This window comes from Kitasatospora sp. NBC_00315, from assembly GCF_041435095.1.
GTDB lineage: Bacteria > Actinomycetota > Actinomycetes > Streptomycetales > Streptomycetaceae > Kitasatospora.
In genome coordinates, this window is the sequence record NZ_CP108025.1 from 318,167 (window position 1) to 336,625 (window position 18,459).

Annotated in this window: 11 protein-coding genes and 1 pseudogene; 3 read left to right on the forward strand and 9 right to left on the reverse strand. The window is 72.1% G+C overall.

Annotated features, from left to right (window positions below; translation table 11 throughout):
- Nucleotides 1-41: 41 nt before the first annotated feature.
- Nucleotides 42-2,084 (reverse strand): SpoIIE family protein phosphatase, encoded by a 2,043-nt coding sequence (locus OG823_RS01235; protein WP_371476662.1) that lies wholly within the window; start codon nucleotides 2,082-2,084, stop codon nucleotides 42-44.
- A gap of 337 nt (nucleotides 2,085-2,421) precedes the next feature.
- On the opposite strand from OG823_RS01235, the gene OG823_RS01240 reads away from it, so the two are divergent.
- Nucleotides 2,422-3,066 carry a LysE family translocator gene (locus tag OG823_RS01240; RefSeq protein WP_371476663.1) on the forward strand — a complete coding sequence of 215 codons (645 nt, stop codon included), beginning with the start codon at nucleotides 2,422-2,424 and terminating at the stop codon, nucleotides 3,064-3,066.
- Nucleotides 3,067-3,170: 104 nt separating this feature from the next.
- Here the strand turns inward: OG823_RS01240 and OG823_RS01245 are convergent, their stop codons facing one another.
- Complete coding sequence (locus tag OG823_RS01245; RefSeq protein WP_371476665.1) at nucleotides 3,171-4,415, reverse strand: cytochrome P450; 1,245 nt, start codon at nucleotides 4,413-4,415, stop codon at nucleotides 3,171-3,173.
- 101 nt (nucleotides 4,416-4,516) lie between these two features.
- On the opposite strand from OG823_RS01245, the gene OG823_RS01250 reads away from it, so the two are divergent.
- Nucleotides 4,517-5,185 (forward strand): TetR/AcrR family transcriptional regulator, encoded by a 669-nt coding sequence (locus OG823_RS01250; protein WP_371476667.1) that lies wholly within the window; start codon nucleotides 4,517-4,519, stop codon nucleotides 5,183-5,185.
- Between the two features lie 27 nt (nucleotides 5,186-5,212).
- On the opposite strand, the pseudogene OG823_RS01255 reads toward OG823_RS01250, so the two are convergent.
- A pseudogene (locus OG823_RS01255) lies at nucleotides 5,213-5,569 on the reverse strand (Uma2 family endonuclease); the annotation flags it as partial.
- A 280-nt stretch (nucleotides 5,570-5,849) separates the two neighbouring features.
- Nucleotides 5,850-7,415 carry an ATP-binding protein gene (locus tag OG823_RS01260; RefSeq protein ID WP_371476668.1) on the reverse strand — a complete coding sequence of 522 codons (1,566 nt, stop codon included), beginning with the start codon at nucleotides 7,413-7,415 and terminating at the stop codon, nucleotides 5,850-5,852.
- A gap of 754 nt (nucleotides 7,416-8,169) precedes the next feature.
- On the opposite strand from OG823_RS01260, the gene OG823_RS01265 reads away from it, so the two are divergent.
- The gene (locus tag OG823_RS01265) at nucleotides 8,170-9,141 is read left to right on the forward strand and encodes a zinc-binding dehydrogenase (RefSeq protein WP_371484266.1); all 972 of its coding nucleotides are present in this window, start codon (nucleotides 8,170-8,172) and stop codon (nucleotides 9,139-9,141) included.
- Nucleotides 9,142-9,527: 386 nt separating this feature from the next.
- On the opposite strand, the gene OG823_RS01270 is transcribed toward OG823_RS01265, so the two are convergent.
- The 5 genes from OG823_RS01270 to OG823_RS01290 form a co-directional block, all read right to left on the reverse strand.
- Nucleotides 9,528-10,526 (reverse strand): polysaccharide deacetylase family protein, encoded by a 999-nt coding sequence (locus tag OG823_RS01270; protein WP_371476670.1) that lies wholly within the window; start codon nucleotides 10,524-10,526, stop codon nucleotides 9,528-9,530.
- Nucleotides 10,527-11,129: 603 nt separating this feature from the next.
- A complete protein-coding gene (locus OG823_RS01275) occupies nucleotides 11,130-14,297 on the reverse strand; it encodes a lantibiotic dehydratase (protein ID WP_371476671.1) in 3,168 nt (1,055 codons plus the stop codon).
- Nucleotides 14,294-15,616, reverse strand: a complete 1,323-nt coding sequence (locus tag OG823_RS01280; protein WP_371476672.1) for a lanthionine synthetase C family protein — start codon at nucleotides 15,614-15,616, stop codon at nucleotides 14,294-14,296. The genes OG823_RS01275 and OG823_RS01280 overlap by 4 nt, the downstream gene beginning before the upstream one ends.
- Nucleotides 15,616-15,999 carry a hypothetical protein gene (locus OG823_RS01285; protein ID WP_371476674.1) on the reverse strand — a complete coding sequence of 128 codons (384 nt, stop codon included), beginning with the start codon at nucleotides 15,997-15,999 and terminating at the stop codon, nucleotides 15,616-15,618. The genes OG823_RS01280 and OG823_RS01285 overlap by 1 nt, the downstream gene beginning before the upstream one ends.
- Before the next feature lie 608 nt (nucleotides 16,000-16,607).
- Nucleotides 16,608-18,278: a ricin-type beta-trefoil lectin domain protein gene (locus OG823_RS01290; RefSeq protein ID WP_371476675.1), complete on the reverse strand. Its 1,671-nt coding sequence runs from the start codon at nucleotides 18,276-18,278 to the stop codon at nucleotides 16,608-16,610.
- Nucleotides 18,279-18,459: the final 181 nt, after the last annotated feature.

Consider the following 18,459-nt stretch of genomic DNA (forward strand, 5'->3'; position numbering starts at 1 on the left):
CCCAAGGACGGTGGTCATGGCGGGCGCGGCCCCCCGGCCCGTCAGCCGGCTCCACCGCCCTCCAGGAGCTGTTCCGTCCAGATGGTCTTGCCGGCCGCCGTGTACCGGCTGCCCCAGCGGTGGGCGAGCTGCGCCACGAGGAACAGGCCGCGGCCGCCCTCGTCGACGAGCTGCGCCCGGCGCAGATGCGGCTGCGTCTGGCTCGGGTCGGAGACTTCGCAGATCAACACGCGGTCCTTGATCAGCCGCAGCCCGACCGGACCGCCTGCATACCGGATCGAGTTCGTGACCAGCTCGCTGACGATCAGCTCGGTGGTGAAGACGAGATCCTCCAGTCCCCAGGCGCTCAGCTGGTCCGAGGCGAGTTCGCGTGCCCGCCCGACGAGGGAGGGGTCGGCGGGCAGCTCCCAGACGGCCGTGGCATCGGCGGGCACCTCCCTGACCCGTACCACGAGCAGTGCCAGGTCCTCGTCCGGCGGCTCGTTCGACAGGGTGCCCAGGATGCCGCGTCCGATCTCGGTGACCGGCAGGCCGCTGTCGGCGCCGTCCCGCACACCCGCCCTGACCGCCTCCAGCTGCCGCCGCGACCGGTCGGTTCCCTCGGCGAGCGCCCCGCCGTAGAAGGCCAGTACATCGCCGGGCTCCAGGCACAGTTCGACGGTTTCGAACGGCTGGCCGCCGGTGCCCAGGACCGGCCCGGGGCGGTACGTGCTCGTGGCGCTCCCGGTGTGTCCCCTGGCGGCCAGCACGGGCGGTGGGTGGCCGGCCCCGGCCAGCACGCAGGTCCGGGACACCGGGTCGTACGTGGCGTAGAGACAGGTGGCGCCGGTCAGCGCGCTCGGCGCGCTCGCGTCGGGCTCCTGGCGGTCGTCGTCCTCGATGAAACGCACCACGAGGTCGTCGAGGTGCGCCAGCAGTTCGTCCGGACCGAGGTCGAGATCGGCCAGGGTCTGCACGGCCGAGCGCAGACGCCCCATCGCGGCCGTGGCGTCGAGGCCGTGTCCGGCCACCGTTCCCATCACGAACGCGAGCCGCGTCGACGGAAGTTGGATGACGTCGAACCAGCTTCCGCCGATGGCCTCGGTCGTGGCGGCGCGGAGGTGGGCACCGGAGGTCTCGGCGCCGGTGACGTCCATGACGGGCCTCGGCAGGAGACTGCGCTGCAGGATTTCCGCCGTACGTCGCTCACGGGTGTACCGGCGGGCGTTGTCCATGCTGAGAGAGGCCCGGGAGCCGATCTCCTCGGCGAGAACCGCGTCCTCCTGGTCGAACGGGCGGCGCTCCGCGGTACGCCACAGAACCAGGGCGCCGAGGACCGAGCCACGGGCCTGCAGCGGAACCAGCATGAACGAGGCGGCCTGCGGCGGAAGGATCAGCCGTACGCGCTCCTCCTCACCCGCGATCACCCCGCGCAGCTCATGGAGGTCGGGGAGGAACACCGCCGCTCCCCCGCGCAGGTGGACGCTCTCGATGCTCTGGAGCCGGACGGTGTCGCCCACGGCGTAGCTCCCCGCCGGCCACCGGCCGTCGGAGGCCCTGACGGCGACGCGTCGCAGCGGCGCTCCGGTGACGAGCTCTCCCGGCTCTTCGCCGCGCAGCACGGGTTCGGTGAGATCGACAGCCACGAGGTCGGCGAACGCGGGGACGAGCACCGCCGCCAGTTGCTCGGCGCCGCGTGCCATGTCGAGGGAGCTGCCGATCTCCGCGGCGGCCGCGTTGAGCAGCGCCAGCCGCTCGGCGGCACGCTGGTCCGCCGGCGGCGAGGGCGCCGCCCGGCGGACGTCACCGGCGACGGCGACCGGTACGGGATGATCCGGATCGGAGGGACGCAGGCGCAGCAGGACGCGCGCCGACGAGCCCTCCATCAGGCTGATGATGTCGACGTCGGCCTCCAGCCGTCCGCCGTCCAGCATCAGCAGCCGGGCCCGGGCGCTGCGCCGGGCACCTCCTACGGATCCGGCGACGAGGCGGGCCCACAGGCCGGGGTCCTCGAAGAGCAGTTCCGCGTCGAGCTGATCCGCTCCGCGACCACCGATCGCGCCATGAGCACCCAGCAGCGCCGCGGCCGAACGCGTGCACGTCAAGACCTTGCCTGCTGCGTCGAGTACCAGAACCGCCGTGGGGAAGTCTGCCGCCGCGACGGGTTCTCCCGGGCCGTTGTCGCTCACTCGTGTCTCACTCCGGCAGGATCGAGAGCGCTCCTTCGTCTCATTGAACACGTCACGCGAGGCCGGCGCGCGCCGGTGGCGGACATCACGCGGGCAGGGGGACAGCGGCGCCCCGGGGCACTGGGCACTGGGCACTGGGCACGGCTTCGTAGGCGGGGACCTTCGTGGGCGAGGACCGTCTCCGGCCCCGGCGGCACAGCTCTGGGGCCCCCGGGGGCAGTCTTGCGGGTGGCCGACGCTATGGTCACGTGGTATGGGAACCGCAACGGCATTCTGGTCGTTCGCCGTGGTCGTGGGTCTACTGACCCTCACCCCCGGCCTAGACACCGCCCTCATCCTGCGGACGGCCGCCGCCGGCCGCCGCCGCGAAGCCTGGGGCGTCGTCCTGGGCATACAGACGGGCACGATGACCTGGGGGGCCCTGAGCTCCCTCGGCGTCACCGCCCTGCTCGCGGCCTCGCATGCCGCCTACGACACGGTGCGCCTGGTGGGTGCCGCGTACCTGCTGTGGATGGGCGCGCGGATGCTGTGGACAAGCATGCGGCGCGGCCATGGCGTGGCGGAACCCACCGCCGAGGAGGAGCGCCCCGCGCCGACCTCCGGGCTGTTCCCGGGCTGGCGGCGCGGGGCGCTGACGAACCTGCTCAACCCCAAGATCGGTGTCTTCTACGTCGCCGTGCTGCCCCAGTTCATTCCGGCGAACGCTCCTCACCTGGCCATGGGTGTGGCGCTGACCTGTGTGCATGTCGTGGAGGGCCTGCTCTGGTCGGCGACGCTGGTGGCATTCGCCCAGGTCCTGCGCGGGTGGCTGCGGCGTCCCGTCGCGCAGCGGGTGTTGGACCGGATCACCGGCACCGTCATCGTCGGCTTCGGTGTCAAACTCGCGATCGGGGACTGACTGCGCAGGGTCCGACCGCGCGCGACAAGGCTACCCACCACCAGCCGTGCCGCGCTGACAGGACGAGCGATGGCAGGCCGTCGACGCCCGGGCCCTCCGGTCCCTCAGTCGGCGATCCGCACCGGCAGGCTGCGCACGCCCCTGAGCAGAACGCTCGGGCGGCGTTCGAGGTCTGCCGGATCGGCGGCCAGGGTGAGGCCGGGGCAGCGTTCGAACAGGGCGCGGATGGCCGTCGCGGCCTCGGCACGGGCCAGCGGGGCACCGAGGCAGTGATGGATGCCGTGACCGAAGCCGAGCTGACCGGCCGACCTGCGCCGGATGTCGAACCGGTCGGGGTCGGGGAAGTGACGGGGATCCCTGGAGGCGGCGGCAAGCGACACGAGCACGCAGTCGCCCGCCTCGACCAGGGTGCCGCCGATCTCCACGGGCTCGGCCGCGAACCGGAAGGCAGCGGCACCGACAGGGCCGTCGTAGCGGAGCATCTCCTCGATCGCGCCGTCGATGAGGGCCGGGTCCGCGCGCAGGGCGGCGAGCTGGTCGGGATGGGTGAGAAGAGCGAGCACCCCGCCCGAAATGAGGTTGACCGTCGTTTCGTGGCCCGCGACGAGCAACAGGAAGGCCATACCGAGGAGTTCCTCGGACGAGAGCGGCGCCGACGCCGGCTCCGGCGCCCCGCCTGCGGGTGTCGCAGCGCCTGCGGGTGTCGCGGCGGCGACGAGGGCACTGAGCAGGTCGTCGCCGGGGTTCGCCCGCTTGTCCTCGATGAGGGCGGCAAAGTAGCCCGTCATGCCGGCGACCGCTGCCTCGGCCGCCTCCGCCGAGGTGGGTGCGACGATCTCGCTCGACCAGCCGTGGAAGGTGCCGTGGTCGGCGGACGGTACCCCGAGCAGTTCGCAGATGACGGTCAGCGGGAGCGTCAGGGCGAAGGAGCCGACGAGATCGGCGGATCCGGTGCTGACCACGGTGTCGAGCAGGCCGTCGACCAGACGGTCGGCGAGTTCCTCGATCCGGGGACGCAGCGCCTCGATCCGGCCGGGGGTGAACTCGCGGGCGACGAGAGCCCGCAGCCGGGTGTGCTGGGGCGCGTCGGTCTGGAGCATGTTGAGGCCGATTGCGTGGCCACCGTCCGCCGTCCATGAGGAGGAGAAGCGGATGTCGTTGCGCAGTCGGGGATCGGTGAGGGCGGCGCGGGCCTCGTCCCGGGCCACGATCAGCCACACCTCACCCGATCCGGGGACGAGGACGCGGTGCACCGGCCCCTTCTCACGGAGCGCGGCGTAGACCGGATACGGATCGACGGCGACGTCGAGGCCCGCCGGGGCCAGGTCCTGAAGTGTCGTTATTTTCACGGCAGTTCCCTCCGGTCAGCAAAACGGACACTCTTGTCCGTTTCATCGTCCGACCGTACCAGGAAACGGGGACCCCTCCCCGATGGGAGTAGCGTCTCCCCATGACCACCGACGGAGCCGAGCCCCCCAGTCGACGGCGCGACGCTCGTCGCAACCGCGAACTGCTGATCGTCGCCGCCCACGAGGTGTACGGCGAGCAGGGCGTCGACGCGCCGCTCAACGTCATCGCCCGACGCGCCGGCTTCGGCAACGCCACGCTCTACCGCCACTTCCCCGACCGGGCGGCGCTGGCCGAAGCGGTGTTCCGCGACACCCTCGCCGCCATCACGGAAGCGGGCGAGCAGGCCCGCCTCGCCACCGACCCCTGGAGCGGCCTCACCGGCTACCTCGACCAGGTCTTCACCCTGCTCGCCACCGACCGGGGGGCCGGCGACCTGATGACGACGGGCCTGGCGGGCCTGCCCTCACTGGATGCCCTGCACCCGCACAACCGGGAGACGACCGCGATCCTGATCGGCCGGGCACAGGCGGACGGAACGGTGCGTGGCGACGTCACGCCCGAGGATCTGCTGCTGGCACTGGCCGCACTCGGCCGAACCGCCCCGGCGCTGGAAGCCGTGGCGCCCGGCGCCTGGCGCCGCAGCCTCGCCCTGCTCCTCGACGGCTTCCGCACACCGACGGCCCCACCGCTCCCCGCACCCCCGCTCACGAGTACTCAGCTCGGAAGCTTCCTGCAGGAACTGGGCAGGCGCACCCGCACGACCACCTGACCCTCCCCGGGTCGGCGGGCCCGACGGTCAGCACCGGCCGGTGTCGAGCTGCAGGTCGAACGGTGCGGGGAGGTGAACCGGGGTGCCGAAGGGGTGCGGTCCGTGCACAGCCTGGTACCCCAGGCGGCCCGGTTCGGAGAACACGGTGCACTCGCACTGCTGCCGGTCCACCAGCAGGTAGACCGGGGCGCCGTCCTGGCCGTACCGGCGCCGCTTGGTGGTCCGGTCCGTCTCACGGTTCGAGGGCGAGGTGACTTCCACCAGCAGCAGGGTCTGGTCCGACAGCAGCGCACCCTCGGTCTTCGAGGCCAGCTCGGCCGGCACCACCGCCAGGTCCGGAGTGAACCAGTTCTCGGAGCCCGGCAGATCGAGATTCCCGGAGCCTGCTCATGGACGCGTCTTCTGTGCTCCCGCCCGATTCTCCTCCGGCCCCCGCCGCTCGTGGTACGCCCCGAGGGGCGTTTTCACCATGTCGAGGCTGATGTTCACCGCAGTACCGGCGGTAGCCGACCGATCAGCCGGCCACCGCCGGTACTGCGGACACCCTTCGGAGGCCGCCGGAAGCTACCGGGGTAACGGCGAGCACGGCTCGACCACGGCGGCCCTCGCCGAAGCCCGCCCAGGATCTCCGGGCACGGGGCGGGCAGGCCGTCCGCCGCCGTGCTCAGTCGTGCGAGCGAACCAGAACCGTTCGAGCGGGAGGTGTCGGTGAGCCCGGCAGTTTCACGGTGGCCACCGCACCGCCCGTCGTCCCGTCCGGTCCGGGCGCCGCGGAAGCGAGTGACACCTCGCCGCCGACGTCGCGGACCGCCTGGGCGACGATCGCCAGTCCGAGACCGGAGCCGGGCAGTTGCCTCGCGAAGGGCGAACGCCAGAACCGGTCGAACACGTGCGGCATGTCGTCGGGGGCGATGCCCGGCCCGTGATCACGAACCGTGAGAATGCCGGCTGTCAGCGAGACATCGACGGCTCCGCCGACCGGGCTGAACTTCACCGCGTTGTCGAGGAGGTTGACCACGGCCCGCTCCATGGTGTGCGCATCCGCTCGCACGTACCAGGGTTGAAGGTCGACGTCGAACACCAGGGAAGGCCCACTCAGCCTTGCTCGGTCCAGCGCGCGGGAGACGACGTCGTGCAGCCCCAGCGCCGCGGCGCACGTGGCGCCCGCGGCCGGCGCGGGACGGGAGAGAACCAGCAGATCGCCGATGAGGGTCGACAGCTCCAGCATCTGAGCCTTCATGTTGACGAAGAGCCGTGCCCGCGTGCTCTCGGGCAACGGCCGCCCGGTCTCCTCGCTGCGGACCAGGAGGTCTACGTTGGTGCGCAGGGAGGTCAACGGTGTACGGAGCTCGTGTCCGGCGTCCGCGATGAGCTGCGACTGGCTGTCGCGGGAGTTCGCCAGTGCGGTGCTCATGGCGTTGAACGATCGGCCGAGGCGGGCGATCTCGTCCCCTCCCGACACCGCGATGGTCGTGCCCGGTTCCTGCGTCCGTGCGATGTGCTCGGCAGCCCGGGTGAGGCGGTCGACCGGTCGCAGGGCGGTGCGGGCGATCCACAACGCACCGGCGGCGGATGCCGCGATGACGAGGGCCGCCGCACCGGCCGCGATGAAGGCGAGCCGGGACAGGGCGTCCTGCACCGGTTCCAGAGGCTGGGAGAGAGCCACGGCCGCGGTGGTGCGGGCCCCGTTGAACACGACGGGGCCGTAGCTGACGACGTACACCCGAACGGCCTCACCGTCCGTCAGCCGCCCGTGCCTGGAGCGGGAGTCCGCGCCCGCTCCGGACGTGCCACTCCTCGCGACCGACAAGTCCTCCGGAACGACCTTCACGGCCCGCGCGTCACTCTGCGGGCAGGAGGTCCCATCGGCGAAGATCACCGTCGGGACGGTGTCGCTGGTCGTCCACGGCTGCGCGACGGCCCCCTGGCACCAGTCGTTGAGGGCCCTGAGCCGGGCTTGCGGGGGTGTGTGGGCGTTGGGTGCCCAGGCGTGCGCCAACGTCTTGTCCACCTGGGTCGTCATCTCGTTGCCGGCGACGAGCCACCCGGTCAGCGCGCTCATCACCACGGCCAGGGACACCGCGGTCGCCGTGAACAACGCCAACCTGCCGCGCAGGGTCATCCGGCCGAACCACCGGCCGTACCGACGGAACCCCGTAGAAGCGGTGCCCCCTGCTCCGCCTCCCGGGGATGAGTCGCCCACCGGCGCCCTCGACATCGTTTCGGTCATCGCTGCTGCCTCCCCCGACGTTCGCGCGTACTTGTCCGAATGGAGCAGCCGGCCGGGCCGCTGACCGATGGAACCCGACGGCGCCAGGCGCTCTGGACCACCCCCGCCCAGGCCCCGCGCCGTGTCATGGGGATGTCGGTGGGTCAGAAGCACGCTGTGCAGGCGGTTCCACGCCGTCCGCCGGCGACTCGGCGAGCTGTGGAGCAGGCAGGGAACCCGGAGGGCTGCTGATCATGACACCACGGTCGGGCCGCAAGCTGAGAGTTGTCTGACAGTCAGCTGAGACGTTCCTCAACGGTCGGGTCCTGGCCGTAGCGGGTCCGTCCCGGAGCTCCGCGACCGGGTTCACCACGCGCGGAGTCGTCCCGCGCTTCGGCGCTTGACCTCAAGTCGGCTTGAAGTTCTACCTTGGGGCCATGAACCTCACCGACGCCGAACCGGCCTACTTCCAGACGCAGCGTCCGGGCCGCCTCGCGACCCTCGCGGACGACGGCAGCTGCAGAACGACGCGGTCTGCCACCACGCCGCGGCAGCGACCACGCCAGTGCCGGACTGATCCGGATCCGCCCTCGCACGATCTTCACCTGGGGCATCGAACCCGACGCCGCCGGTATGACGCGTCGATCCGCAGGATTCGACGCCGAGGGCCGGAACCGCGTGTGGTGAGCCGCAGGAAGGTGGCCTCGACTCTGCTTGAGGTCCGGACATCAGTGATGTCGGAGTCGTCAGTCAACCGGACAGGAGAGTGATCGGCATGCGGATGGTGCAGGCGGTGCGTTTCGGGGGTCCGGAGGTTCTGGTTCCGGGCGAGGCGCCGGAGCCGGTCGTCGGACCGGGACAGGTGATGGTCGAGGTGTCCGTGGTGGGCATCACGTTCGTCGAGACGCAGATTCGCCGTGGCGTCGACCAATGGCATGTCAAACCCGACCTGCCGTACGTGCCGGGTGGCATGGTCGCCGGCCGGGTGAGCGCGATCGGGGAGGGGGCGGATCCGAGCTGGATCGGTCGGCTCGTTCTGGCCGACGCCGGGGCGACGGGTGCCTTCGCCGAGCGGGTGGCGGCCGATGCGGAGGTCCTGATCCCGGTGCCTGAAGGGCTGGGCTTGCGCGAGGCCGCGGCCCTGCACACGGACGGCAGCACCGCGACCGGCCTGGTCGAGGGAGCCCGGATCGCTTCCGGGGAGTGGGTGCTGGTCGAGGCGGCGGCCGGCGGTGTCGGCAATCTGCTGGTCCAGCTGGCGCAGGCAGCCGGCGCCAGGGTGATCGGGATGGCCCGCGGGGCGCGGAAGCTCGACGTGATCCGTGGCCTGGGCGCCGAGGCCGCCGTCGACTACTCCGCACCGGACTGGACCGAGCAGGTCCTCCGGGCGACCGGCGGCGCGGGAGTCGACGTCGTGTTCGACGGCGTGGGCGGGGAGATCGGCCGGGCCGCGTTCGAGCTGACGGCCCGCCATGGCCGATTCTCCGTGCACGGGGCCTCCAGTGGCCGGCTGACAGTGATCGATCCTGCGCAGGCGCAGCGGCGCGAGGTCGAAGTGATCGGAATCGAGCAGCTGTACGGCTTCCGGCCCCGGATGCGCCGGTGGGCCGAACAGGTGATGGCAGAGGCGGTCGCGGGCCGAGTTCGGCCGATCATCGGACAGACCTTCCCGCTGGAGCACGCCGCGGACGCGCACGCCGCGATCGAGAGCCGGAGCGCTCTGGGCAAGACCCTGCTCCTGATCTGAGTTCACACCGGTATCTGCAGGACGCCCTGGCCGTCATCACCCTTGCCCACGACGAGGGGCGAGGGACGGACGGGGCGGGCGGGGCGGGCCGCGCCCTGGGTGTGTCGGGCGCGGGCGCGACGGGTCGCCCCGGTTGGAAATCGACGGCGTGCAACCAGGGTGGCACGCGGCGCGGCGTGATCCTGGGGTGACAGGCCGCAGCGCGGGCCGATTGCCTCGCCGTCGCTGCCGTCGCGACGGCGGCGTTCTGCTGCCGCGCTGTCCGGCCTTCGCGCCGGGGGTGGCGGCGTCGACCCGGACGGCGTGTCCACGAACGGCCGACCGGCTCGGCGCGGCGGTGGTGAGCCGCCGCGCCGAGCCGGTGCGGGGTTACGCGGGTACGGCGGTCAGGCGGCGGCGCAGGTGACGGTGGGCCAGGTCCAGCTGCCGTTGGCCTGGATGGTGACGCCCCAGGTGTTTCCGCTCCCGTTGGGCTTGGCGGTGAGGACCTGGCTGCTGGGGTAGCCGGCGGTGATGTTCCAGGTGGAGAGGACCTTCTCCGGGGAGGGAACGTTCATGGTGACGGTCCAGTTGGTGGAGCCGGTGACCGCGACGTTGAGGTTGTAGCGGTCGCTCCACTGCTGGCCGGCGGAGATGACGGCGGTGCAGCTGCCACCGGATCCGCCACCGCCCGTCCCGCCGCCCGTGCTGTCGGGGGCGACCGCGCGGCCGGTCGCCGGGGAGATCATGCCCGCGCACAGGCCGCGGGCGGCCAGGCCCTGCGCGATGCGCGGGATCGCGGCGAGCGTGTTGGCCGGCCACTCGTGCATCAGGATGATCTGGCCGTTGGTGAGCCGGGCGTTGGCCTGCACGATCGCGTCGGTGCCGGCGCCGTTCCAGTCCTGCGAGTCGACGTCCCAGATGACCTGCGTGAGGCCGTACTTGGCCTCCACGGCCTGCAGCGTCGCGTTGGTCTCACCGTAGGGCGGTCGGAAGAGCTTGGGGGTGCCGCCGCCGGCACCGGCGATCGCCTGCTGGGTCCGGGAGACCTCCGAGTCGATCTGCGCCTGGCTCTCCTGGATCAGGTGCGGGTGGGTGTAGCTGTGGTTTCCGACCCACATGCCGGCGTTGATCTCGGCCTGGACCTGGGCCGGGTAGGCGGCGGCGTACTGGCCCTCGTTGAACATGGTGGCGCGCAGCCCGTTCTGCTTGAGCGCGTTGAGCAGGCCCGGCGTGTGGTCGTTGGACGGCCCGTCGTCGAAGGTGAGTCCGACGTACCCGCTGCAGGTGGCGGCGTGCGACGGGGTGGCGTTGACGGTCGAGGTGACGGCGCCCGCCAAGGCGAGTGCGGCGACGGCCAGTCCCGCGACCAGGGAGCGTAGCGACAGATGGCGTGTGGTTCGCATGCGGGGTGGATTCTCCTTCTGCCGGGTGCCGTTCGACCCGAGGCCGGGCGGCATCCGGCGATCGTGGGACCAGGGATCCCGGATCTCTGACACGGTGCGGATGCGCATGGGGGAACGTGAACGTACGGACGTGGGTGCGTGGGGGAACGTACGGACGTAGGTGGGGGGGAACGTGCGGACGTGGGTGCGTGGGGGTCGGTCGGCAGCGCGGATGACGGGATCTCAGGTTCAGCAGTCATCCGGTCGCATGATGATCAGTGAGTGCGGGTGGCTCGCGCAGCGCGCGGCCGGGGTCGGCCGGGGTCGTGCGATCGCCGGACGGACGACCGGGTCCTGGTGGTGACCCGGAGCGACTGTGGCTGAGGACTGTCAACGGCGAACAGTGTCGATCCGGGCCATCGGAGTGTCAATACTTTCGACGATTCAAGCGAAATTATCGGTCCACTCAAGTGCCCTGCAGCTGCGGAGACTTGCTGCTGGAGCGCATGATCGCCCGATCGAGCCGGAGCTCCGGGCGGACAAGAGGCTTCGGCGACGCGATCGAACTGGAAGGCAGCCCGTCGAAACTTTCGAAGAACGGATGATCTTCCTTGCCCGGCGAGGTCACCCGGCTCGCGAGGCCAGGCTCTGCCGAGTGCGGCAGAGCAGTTCCAGCACCACGTTCTCCGTCGTACGGTCCGGGCCCAGCAGGCGGTTGCAGTGCAGGTGGACGTAGCTGTCGCACAGGTGGAGCAGCGACGTGCCGAGCAGTCGACGGCGGCCCAGGTCGGTGAGCCGGCCGGCGACGTCCTCCAGTCGGCGGCGGCGCTCGGCGAGGATCCCGCCGATGCCGGGAGGGGGCGGGCTGCGCAGCAGCTCGCAGAACTCCGCCTTGCGCGTGCGGTACTCGGCGCCCGCGAGGCGCCCTCCCCTGGTCCTTCGCCGGTAGAAGGACAGCCGGTCGTGTTCATCCAGACCGAGGCTCGCCAGCAGGTCGTCGATGCTGAGCAGGGCCGGCGCCAGGTCGTCGATCCGGGCCTGCCCGGTGCGGCCGGGGGACGGCGGGTTCAGGGACGGCAGGTCCAGGGAGAGCAGGTCGAGGACGGCGTGGCTGTCCGCGGTGTAGAGCTGCTCGGTGGCGTCCATGGCGGCGAGACCGCCGTAGCGTTCGACCTCCCGGTCGTAGACGTCGAAGCCGAACCGCGACAGGTACCCGTCCGCCAGCAGGGCGCCGGCCCAGTCGCCGAGGGTGGGGATGAGCCGGTCGGGGTCACCTCGCAGGCGCAGCCGCAGGTGGGGGTCGGGGTCCGCGTAGCGCAGGAAGATGCGGCGGTCCGTCTGCGGCGCCAGTGCGATGACGAGGTCCCGGACGCTGCCGACGAGCAGCGAGTCCTCCTCCTGCCGGTCGCCGTAGAGCTTGAGGTAGGTCCAGTCGCTGCCCGGCGGGCGCAGCCGGTTCGCCCGGGCGACCGGGGTGCGGACGGGACGAGCCGGCGGGGTGGGAGGAGCGGCGGCACGGCGGATCATGGAGACGACGAACTCCACCGTGTGGGGCCCGGTCGGCCCGGCGGCCCAGGCGTGGCCGAGGCCGGGTAGGGCTTCCTGGAGGATCACGGCGCCGCCGGGCGGCAGGTGGTTCAGGGCTCGGCGGACCTCCTCGGCGTGGGAGCGCGCGGTGACGTCGATGAGAAGGCGGTGGTCCGCGGCCTCGTCGCTGCTCGTCAGATACGTGTGGCGGGGCACCTGCCAGCGCTGGCACCAGGCGTCGAACCCGGCCGGGAAGCGGTCCGGATGCCTGGTGAGTTTCTGCGCCAGAGCGTGGTCGATGCGCCACTGGGCCGGGCGCAGGACGACCGGGCCGCAGGTGAGGCGTGGCAGGTAGGGAAAGCTGCGGGCCGGTCCCCAGTCGAAGCCGACGAGCTGGGCGGTGCCGTCGCGGCTCATGTCGGCGAGGAAGCGGCAGACGGCGGGGGCCCGACTGTGGTTGAGCATGTGACCGGCGCAGACCGCGACCTCCCGGACGGCCTCCGTGCCGTCGTCCCAGACCAGGGCGAATCTGCCGTCGGTGATCCGGACCGAGAGTTCGTCGAGGGGGATGTAGCGGGCGGGCCCGTCCGCGGCGCTGGTCCGGATGCCGACCTCGTGGTCGCGGACGGTGGGCCGCACGACGACGTTGGCCGAGCGGGTCTTCTCGGGACGGTAGACCAGTTCGGCGAGGATGCGTCCGGGGTCCAGGGCCTGTTCGGCGTCGACGAGGTCGGTGAGGGCGGGTACGGCTCCGGGGAGCATGCCCGCGAACCGGCCGAGGTTCCGTCCGGCGGCTCCGGCGCCGATGTTGGCGCCCACCACGAGCCGGAAGTCGCCCGCGTCGACGGCGGCGGGTGACGGGGCGGCGAGCGTGGCGTAGAGGTCGAGTGAGACGGGCAGTCGGGCCGGGGTGGCGTCCCGGAGGGTGAGCCGGTCGATGGTGTCCTGGTCGAGGTCGACCGCGCTCAGGTGGTCGTGGAGCGCCTCGGTGGCGAGGCGGAGCAGGGTGTCGGCCCGCGTGGTGTCGGCGGGTACGGCCGGGGCGGTCCGGGACGGCGTGCCGAGGCCGGCGACGGGATCGAGGAGTTCGAGGACGGGCACGTCTCGGTCGGTTCCGTAGCGGGCCTCGAACGCGCGCCGGTACGCCGTGATGTGCGGCGGTCCGTGCGGGAAGGGGGTGAGCCGGAGCAGCAGTTCGGCCGCCCGGACGGCGGCGTCGGCGACCTTGCGGGACACCTGGCCGGCCGCGAGGGGCAGCGCCGTGTCGACCTGGAGGGGTGTGGCCGTGTCGAGACCGGTGACTCGGCGGGCGTGGTCGGCGAGCATCGGGAACGAGGCGGCGCCGACGTCGGGGGGTTGTTTCTCCCAGTCCCGGATCGCGGCGAGCAGCGCGTCGAGCTCGGCGTGGGCGGCGGCGGCCGCAGGGATCCGGCCGAGGTGGTCGAGCACGTGTCCGGCGGGGTCGAGGTGGGTCAGTGGCGGGTGCAGGTCCGTCAGGAGAAAGGCGTGCTGCCACAGGTGGAACAGCAGGTCGTCGACCTTGTCGGGGGTCGCTCCGGGGATGGTCCGGACGAGGTCGGCGGCGAGGTCGGGGTAGGCGATGGGGGTACGGGCGAGAGCGAGGGCGCGGGTGGCGGCGCCGGTGGCGCGGATGGTCACGTTGGCGCCACCGGTGGCCGTGTGGGGTGCCTCGACGCCGCTCAGGGTGATCCGTCCGGCGCGGTGCAGTACGGCCGGGTTCGCGACGACCCGCGTCGCCCGCCGGATCCCGGGGGTCGATTCGAGGGTGGTGACGAGGTGCAGGAGGGCGTGCATGTCGAGGCGGGCGTGGACGTCGGGTGGCTGGTCCGCGAGGCGGATGTCGGTGAGCGGCCCCCAGCGTCCGAGGGCGGCGCCGGCGCTGACCCCGAACGGGGTGGGGCGGGTGCTGAGGCGGATGAGGTAGCGCAGGGCGCTCGACTCGAGGCGCCGCCGGTCGCGTTCGGTGCGGGCCGGCCGCTGAAGTGCGCCCGCCAGGGTCAGCGAGGAGACGACGAGGGCACGCCGGGCGGCCTCGTTGTCGCGCACCCGTGTGGTGGCGGGTGCGGCGGTGACGGCGTCGGCCGCGGGGTAGTCCGTGACGGGCAGGATCGGGGTGCGGATCATGACGAAGTCGAGCGCGCGGTAGAGCCCCGGGGCGGCGGCGTGCCGTTGCGCGGCGCCGGGCGCGCGGGAGGCGTCGGGCGCGCGGGAGGCGTCGGGCGGGCGGGAGGCGTCGGCGGTCATGACAGGAGGAAGAGCCGGTCCCAGGCGGGTGGCTCGGGAGTGGCGGCGGCCAGGAGGGCGAGAGCGATCCCGGGGACGCCTTCGAGCAGGCCGATCCGGTCCTCGCGCGTGCCGTCGGATTCGATGCTGCGGTAGCCGAAGCGCGACCGGGGCCGGTACGCGCCGAGCAGCTGGCCGACGAGACGGCGTGCGCCCGCGCCGATCTCCTCGTCGCCGCTCTCGGCGGCGAAACGGAGGGTGACCTGTAGGAGGCCCGCGACGCCGTGGCAGAAGCCGGGCGAGTCGATGCGCCTCCAGGGGACCGGTCGTCCCAGGACGGCCCGCAGGGCGGCCGTGGCCGCATCGGTGAGCCCGGGGTCGTCCAGCGCGGTACCGGCCAACCACAGGGCACGGGCGACGCCGGGGCTGCCGTAGCACCAGGCGTCGCGGGCGGACGACGGCGCGGGGGCCCCCTCGCCGAGGGCGACGACCGCCGGGTACGCGCCGCCGCGGGCGGTGTCGACGTGCTGCGCGGCGAGCCAGGACGCGGCCCGGCGGATCGCCTCGGTGTGCCCCGCGACGGCCGGGCCGTCGGCATGGGCGAGGGAGAGCAGCGCGAGCGGGCCGGTGATGCCGTGGGCCAGACCGCAGTTGGCGACCGCGGACGGGTACCGCTCGCGCATTCCCTCGTCGGCGATGAGCGCGTGGGGGGTGTGCCAGGCGGGGATCCCGCCGACGTCCCGGCACAGGTCGACCAGCCGGCCGAGCAGGGTGCTCAGCGCACGGTCCCGGCTCGGGCCGGGCGGCCGGGAGTGGAGGTACGCGGCCACCCCGGTCCACCCCGAGACGAGGTCGAAGGCGCCGAAGGCGAGGCCCTGCCTGCCGAGGGTGGGAAGGCGCGGGGGAATTCGGGCGTACAGGTTGTCGTCGATGTCGCCGAGCAGGGTCCGGTAGCGTTCCCCGTCGTTCGCCAGGTATGCGGTGGTGAACGCCATGCCGGCGAGGCCGGCGAAGAGCCCCAAACCTGCCACGGGCTCCCTCGCGGTGGTGGCGACGGCGCGGGCGAGGTGGTGGTGCGCCACGGAGTCCCAGCCCTCGCCGGGCAGGCATCGGTCGAGGTGTCCGAAGGCCAGGGCGAGGCCGCAGGTGCCCTGTGCGGTGCTGTGGGACGTCCAGCGCGGACGCCCGTGGGGCGGGGTCGTCCTGGCCGTGTCTTCGACGATGTCGGGATCCCGCAGCCGGGACAGCACGTCCACGGCCGTGTCCCGTACCGTGGCGGCGCTCTGCGCGTCACGGACGACCGGCCGCCAGGTGGCCGCCTTCCATGCCGTCGTCGCCATCAGCCTTCCCGAGGGGTCCGCTCGACGCGGCGGATGACCTGCTCTCCGACGGCCTTGCGGGCGATCCCGTCGGTGCGGACCTGACTGACCTCCAGGATGTAGTGGTCCTCGAAGAGTTGGGCCACGCACGCGCCCCCGGTGTCGTCGCCGTCGCACTCCGAGGTGCACGAGCCACACGTCGCGCAGGTCTCGGTCCCGCCGCAGTCGCCCTCACAGGTGCTGGCGCAGCTGTTGGTGCACTCCCCGCCGCAGGTGCTGGCACAGCTGTCGGTGTCGGCCACCGTGATGGCGAACCTGTCGACCGCCTTCGTGACCATCTTGACGCGGATGTCCAGATCGAACTGGTCGTCGCTGATCGCGGCTCTTACTTGCCTGTCGTTCATGGCGTAACCCTCTGAGATCGGTTGCCGTTCATCTCACCGGGCCTTGGTGACCCGGTCACCGAGTTCACCCGGCCACCGGGTCGGGTGACGGCTGAAGGCGGCAGAGCCGCGGCGGCCCGTGCACCTGTACCGGCGCAGGCGTCGTCCGGGCCCGATCTGCCCTCGCGCTGCCGAGCGGCGACTGAAAGGCTCACTCGTTTCCACTATGGCAGCTCGGGCGGGGGCTGCAACCACGGGTCCCGGCGGTGTCGGGCCAGCCCGGCGCAGGGGCTGTTCCGTCGGGACCGGCTCACTCCGTCCCGCGGGTCACCTGCCTCGTCCACCCGGCACTTGCGCGGCTCCGCACGGGGTCCGAGCAGGGCGTGCGGGCACCTGCACGCGTCGCCGACTCGGCGGGCGGCCGGCGGTTCCGACGGTTCGACTCATCCGGCGGCGCTCCCGGCAGGTGCGCGGACCGGTCTCACTGCCGGTGCGCGGACCGGTCTCGCCGCCGGTGCGTCCGCCGAGGGTGGGCTGCTGCGGAGCGGAGGTGCCCCGCAGCAGCCCACGACCGCGCCGTCAACGCAGGTCCGGCACCTCGCCGTGCACGGCCGAGGTCCCGCTCACTCTCAGGCCAGGGAGAACTTCTGGGCGCCGGAGCCGTTGCAGTCCCAGATCTGCAGCCGGGTTCCGTTCGCGGTGGCGCCCGACGGCGAGTCGATGCACCGGCCGCTGGTGGGATTCGACAGCGAACCGTCGGTGTTGGCAACCCAGTTCTGGTAGCCGCCGCCGTTGCACGTGGCCAGCTGGAGCTGGGTGCCCGCGGCGCTGTTGCCGCCGGCGATGTCCAGGCACTTGCCGAGCGTGCGCAGGGTCTGGCCGCTCCAGGTCCACTTCTGGTCGAGTGAGGTCGCCTGCTGGCAGTCCCAGAGCTGGACCGCGGTGCCGTCGCCGCCGGTGTCCTCACCCGCCACGTCCACGCACTTGCCGCCCGGTGCGTAGATCGGAGTGCCGATGGAGAACTTCTGGGCGCCGGAGCCGTTGCAGTCCCAGATCTGCAGCCGGGTACCGTTCGCGGTGGCAGCCGACGGCGAGTCGATGCACCGGCCGCTGGCCGGGTTCCGCAGCGAGCCGTCGCTCTGCCGCACCCATGACTGGTAGCCACCGGTGTTGCACGTGGCGAGTTGCAGCTTCGTACCTGCGGCGCTGTTGCCGCCGACGATGTCCAGGCACTTGCCGAGGGTCTGCAGGGTCTGGCCGCTCCAGGTCCAGTGCTGGTCCTTGGCCCCCGACTGGCAGTCCCACAGCTGCACCGCCGTGCCGTCGCCGCCGGTGTCGTCACCTGCCACGTCCACGCACTTGCCGCCCGGACCGGTGATCGACTGGCCCGTCACCGAACCACCGCCGCCGCCACCACCGGAGCCGGGACCCTTGTTGTACACGGCCACCGAGTCGACGACCAGCTTGCCGCCCGAGACCGTGGCCGCGTTCGGGCCCCCGCCGAAGGCGTCCGGGAAGCCGCCGCCGATCGCCAGGTCGTAGATGATGAAGAACGGGTGGTCGATCGCGTCGGACCAGGTCGTCGGGTCCACCTGGTTGGCGTTGACGGTGAAGAAGTTGTTCCCGTCGAGGTAGAACCGGATCTGCTCCGGTGACACCGAGCGGTCGATCTCCGCCGCGTAGTCGTGGAAGCCGCTCTGGCAGCCCGAACAGGCACGCTCGCCCGAGCCGATGCCGGTCGACTCGTTGCACGGACCGCCCGGGTTCACGCCGCAGTGGATCGTACTGAAGACGGAACCGCGGCCGTTGATGTCCTCCATGATGTCGACCTCGCCGGACTTCGGCCAGGTCACACCGTCGCGCAGAGGTGCGCCGAGCATCCAGAACGCCGGCCAGTACCCGGCACCGTTGGCGGTGTTGACGTTCGGCTGCTGCAGGACGGACTCGATACGCACGACTCCGCCCGCCGGGGCGCCGAAGGACGCCGACTGGGTCTCCACCCGCCCGGAGGTCCATCCGCCCCGCGGGTCGGAACCGGAATGCAGGGCCTGGAGCACCAGATGACCCTGGCCGTCGTAGTAGACGTTCGAGGTGCTGCTGGTCATGGTCTCGATCTCACCGGTGCCGAAGTTGCTGCCCGGCCCGGTGTCGTACTTCCACAGGCTCTGATCGATACCGGTCCCGGACCCACCGTTGAAGTCGTCGCTCCAGGTGAGCGAGAAGCCCGACGGTGCCGGGGGCACCGCCGCCTCGGTGTTCGCCGTCCCGCTCACGGTGGCCGCCACCGTGAGCGCGACCACGGGTATCAATGAGAGCGCTCTCTTCCACGCGCGGCGCCCTGGCCGTGCACTGAGAAATGTCATGCATGCAGCATGCCGATCAGCCATCCGTTCAACAAGAAGCCCGGCGCATTCATCTTCCGGGAGCCCCAGCGAACGCACCCCACGCATCAGCACGCGTCAGCCCGCGTCAGCACGGACA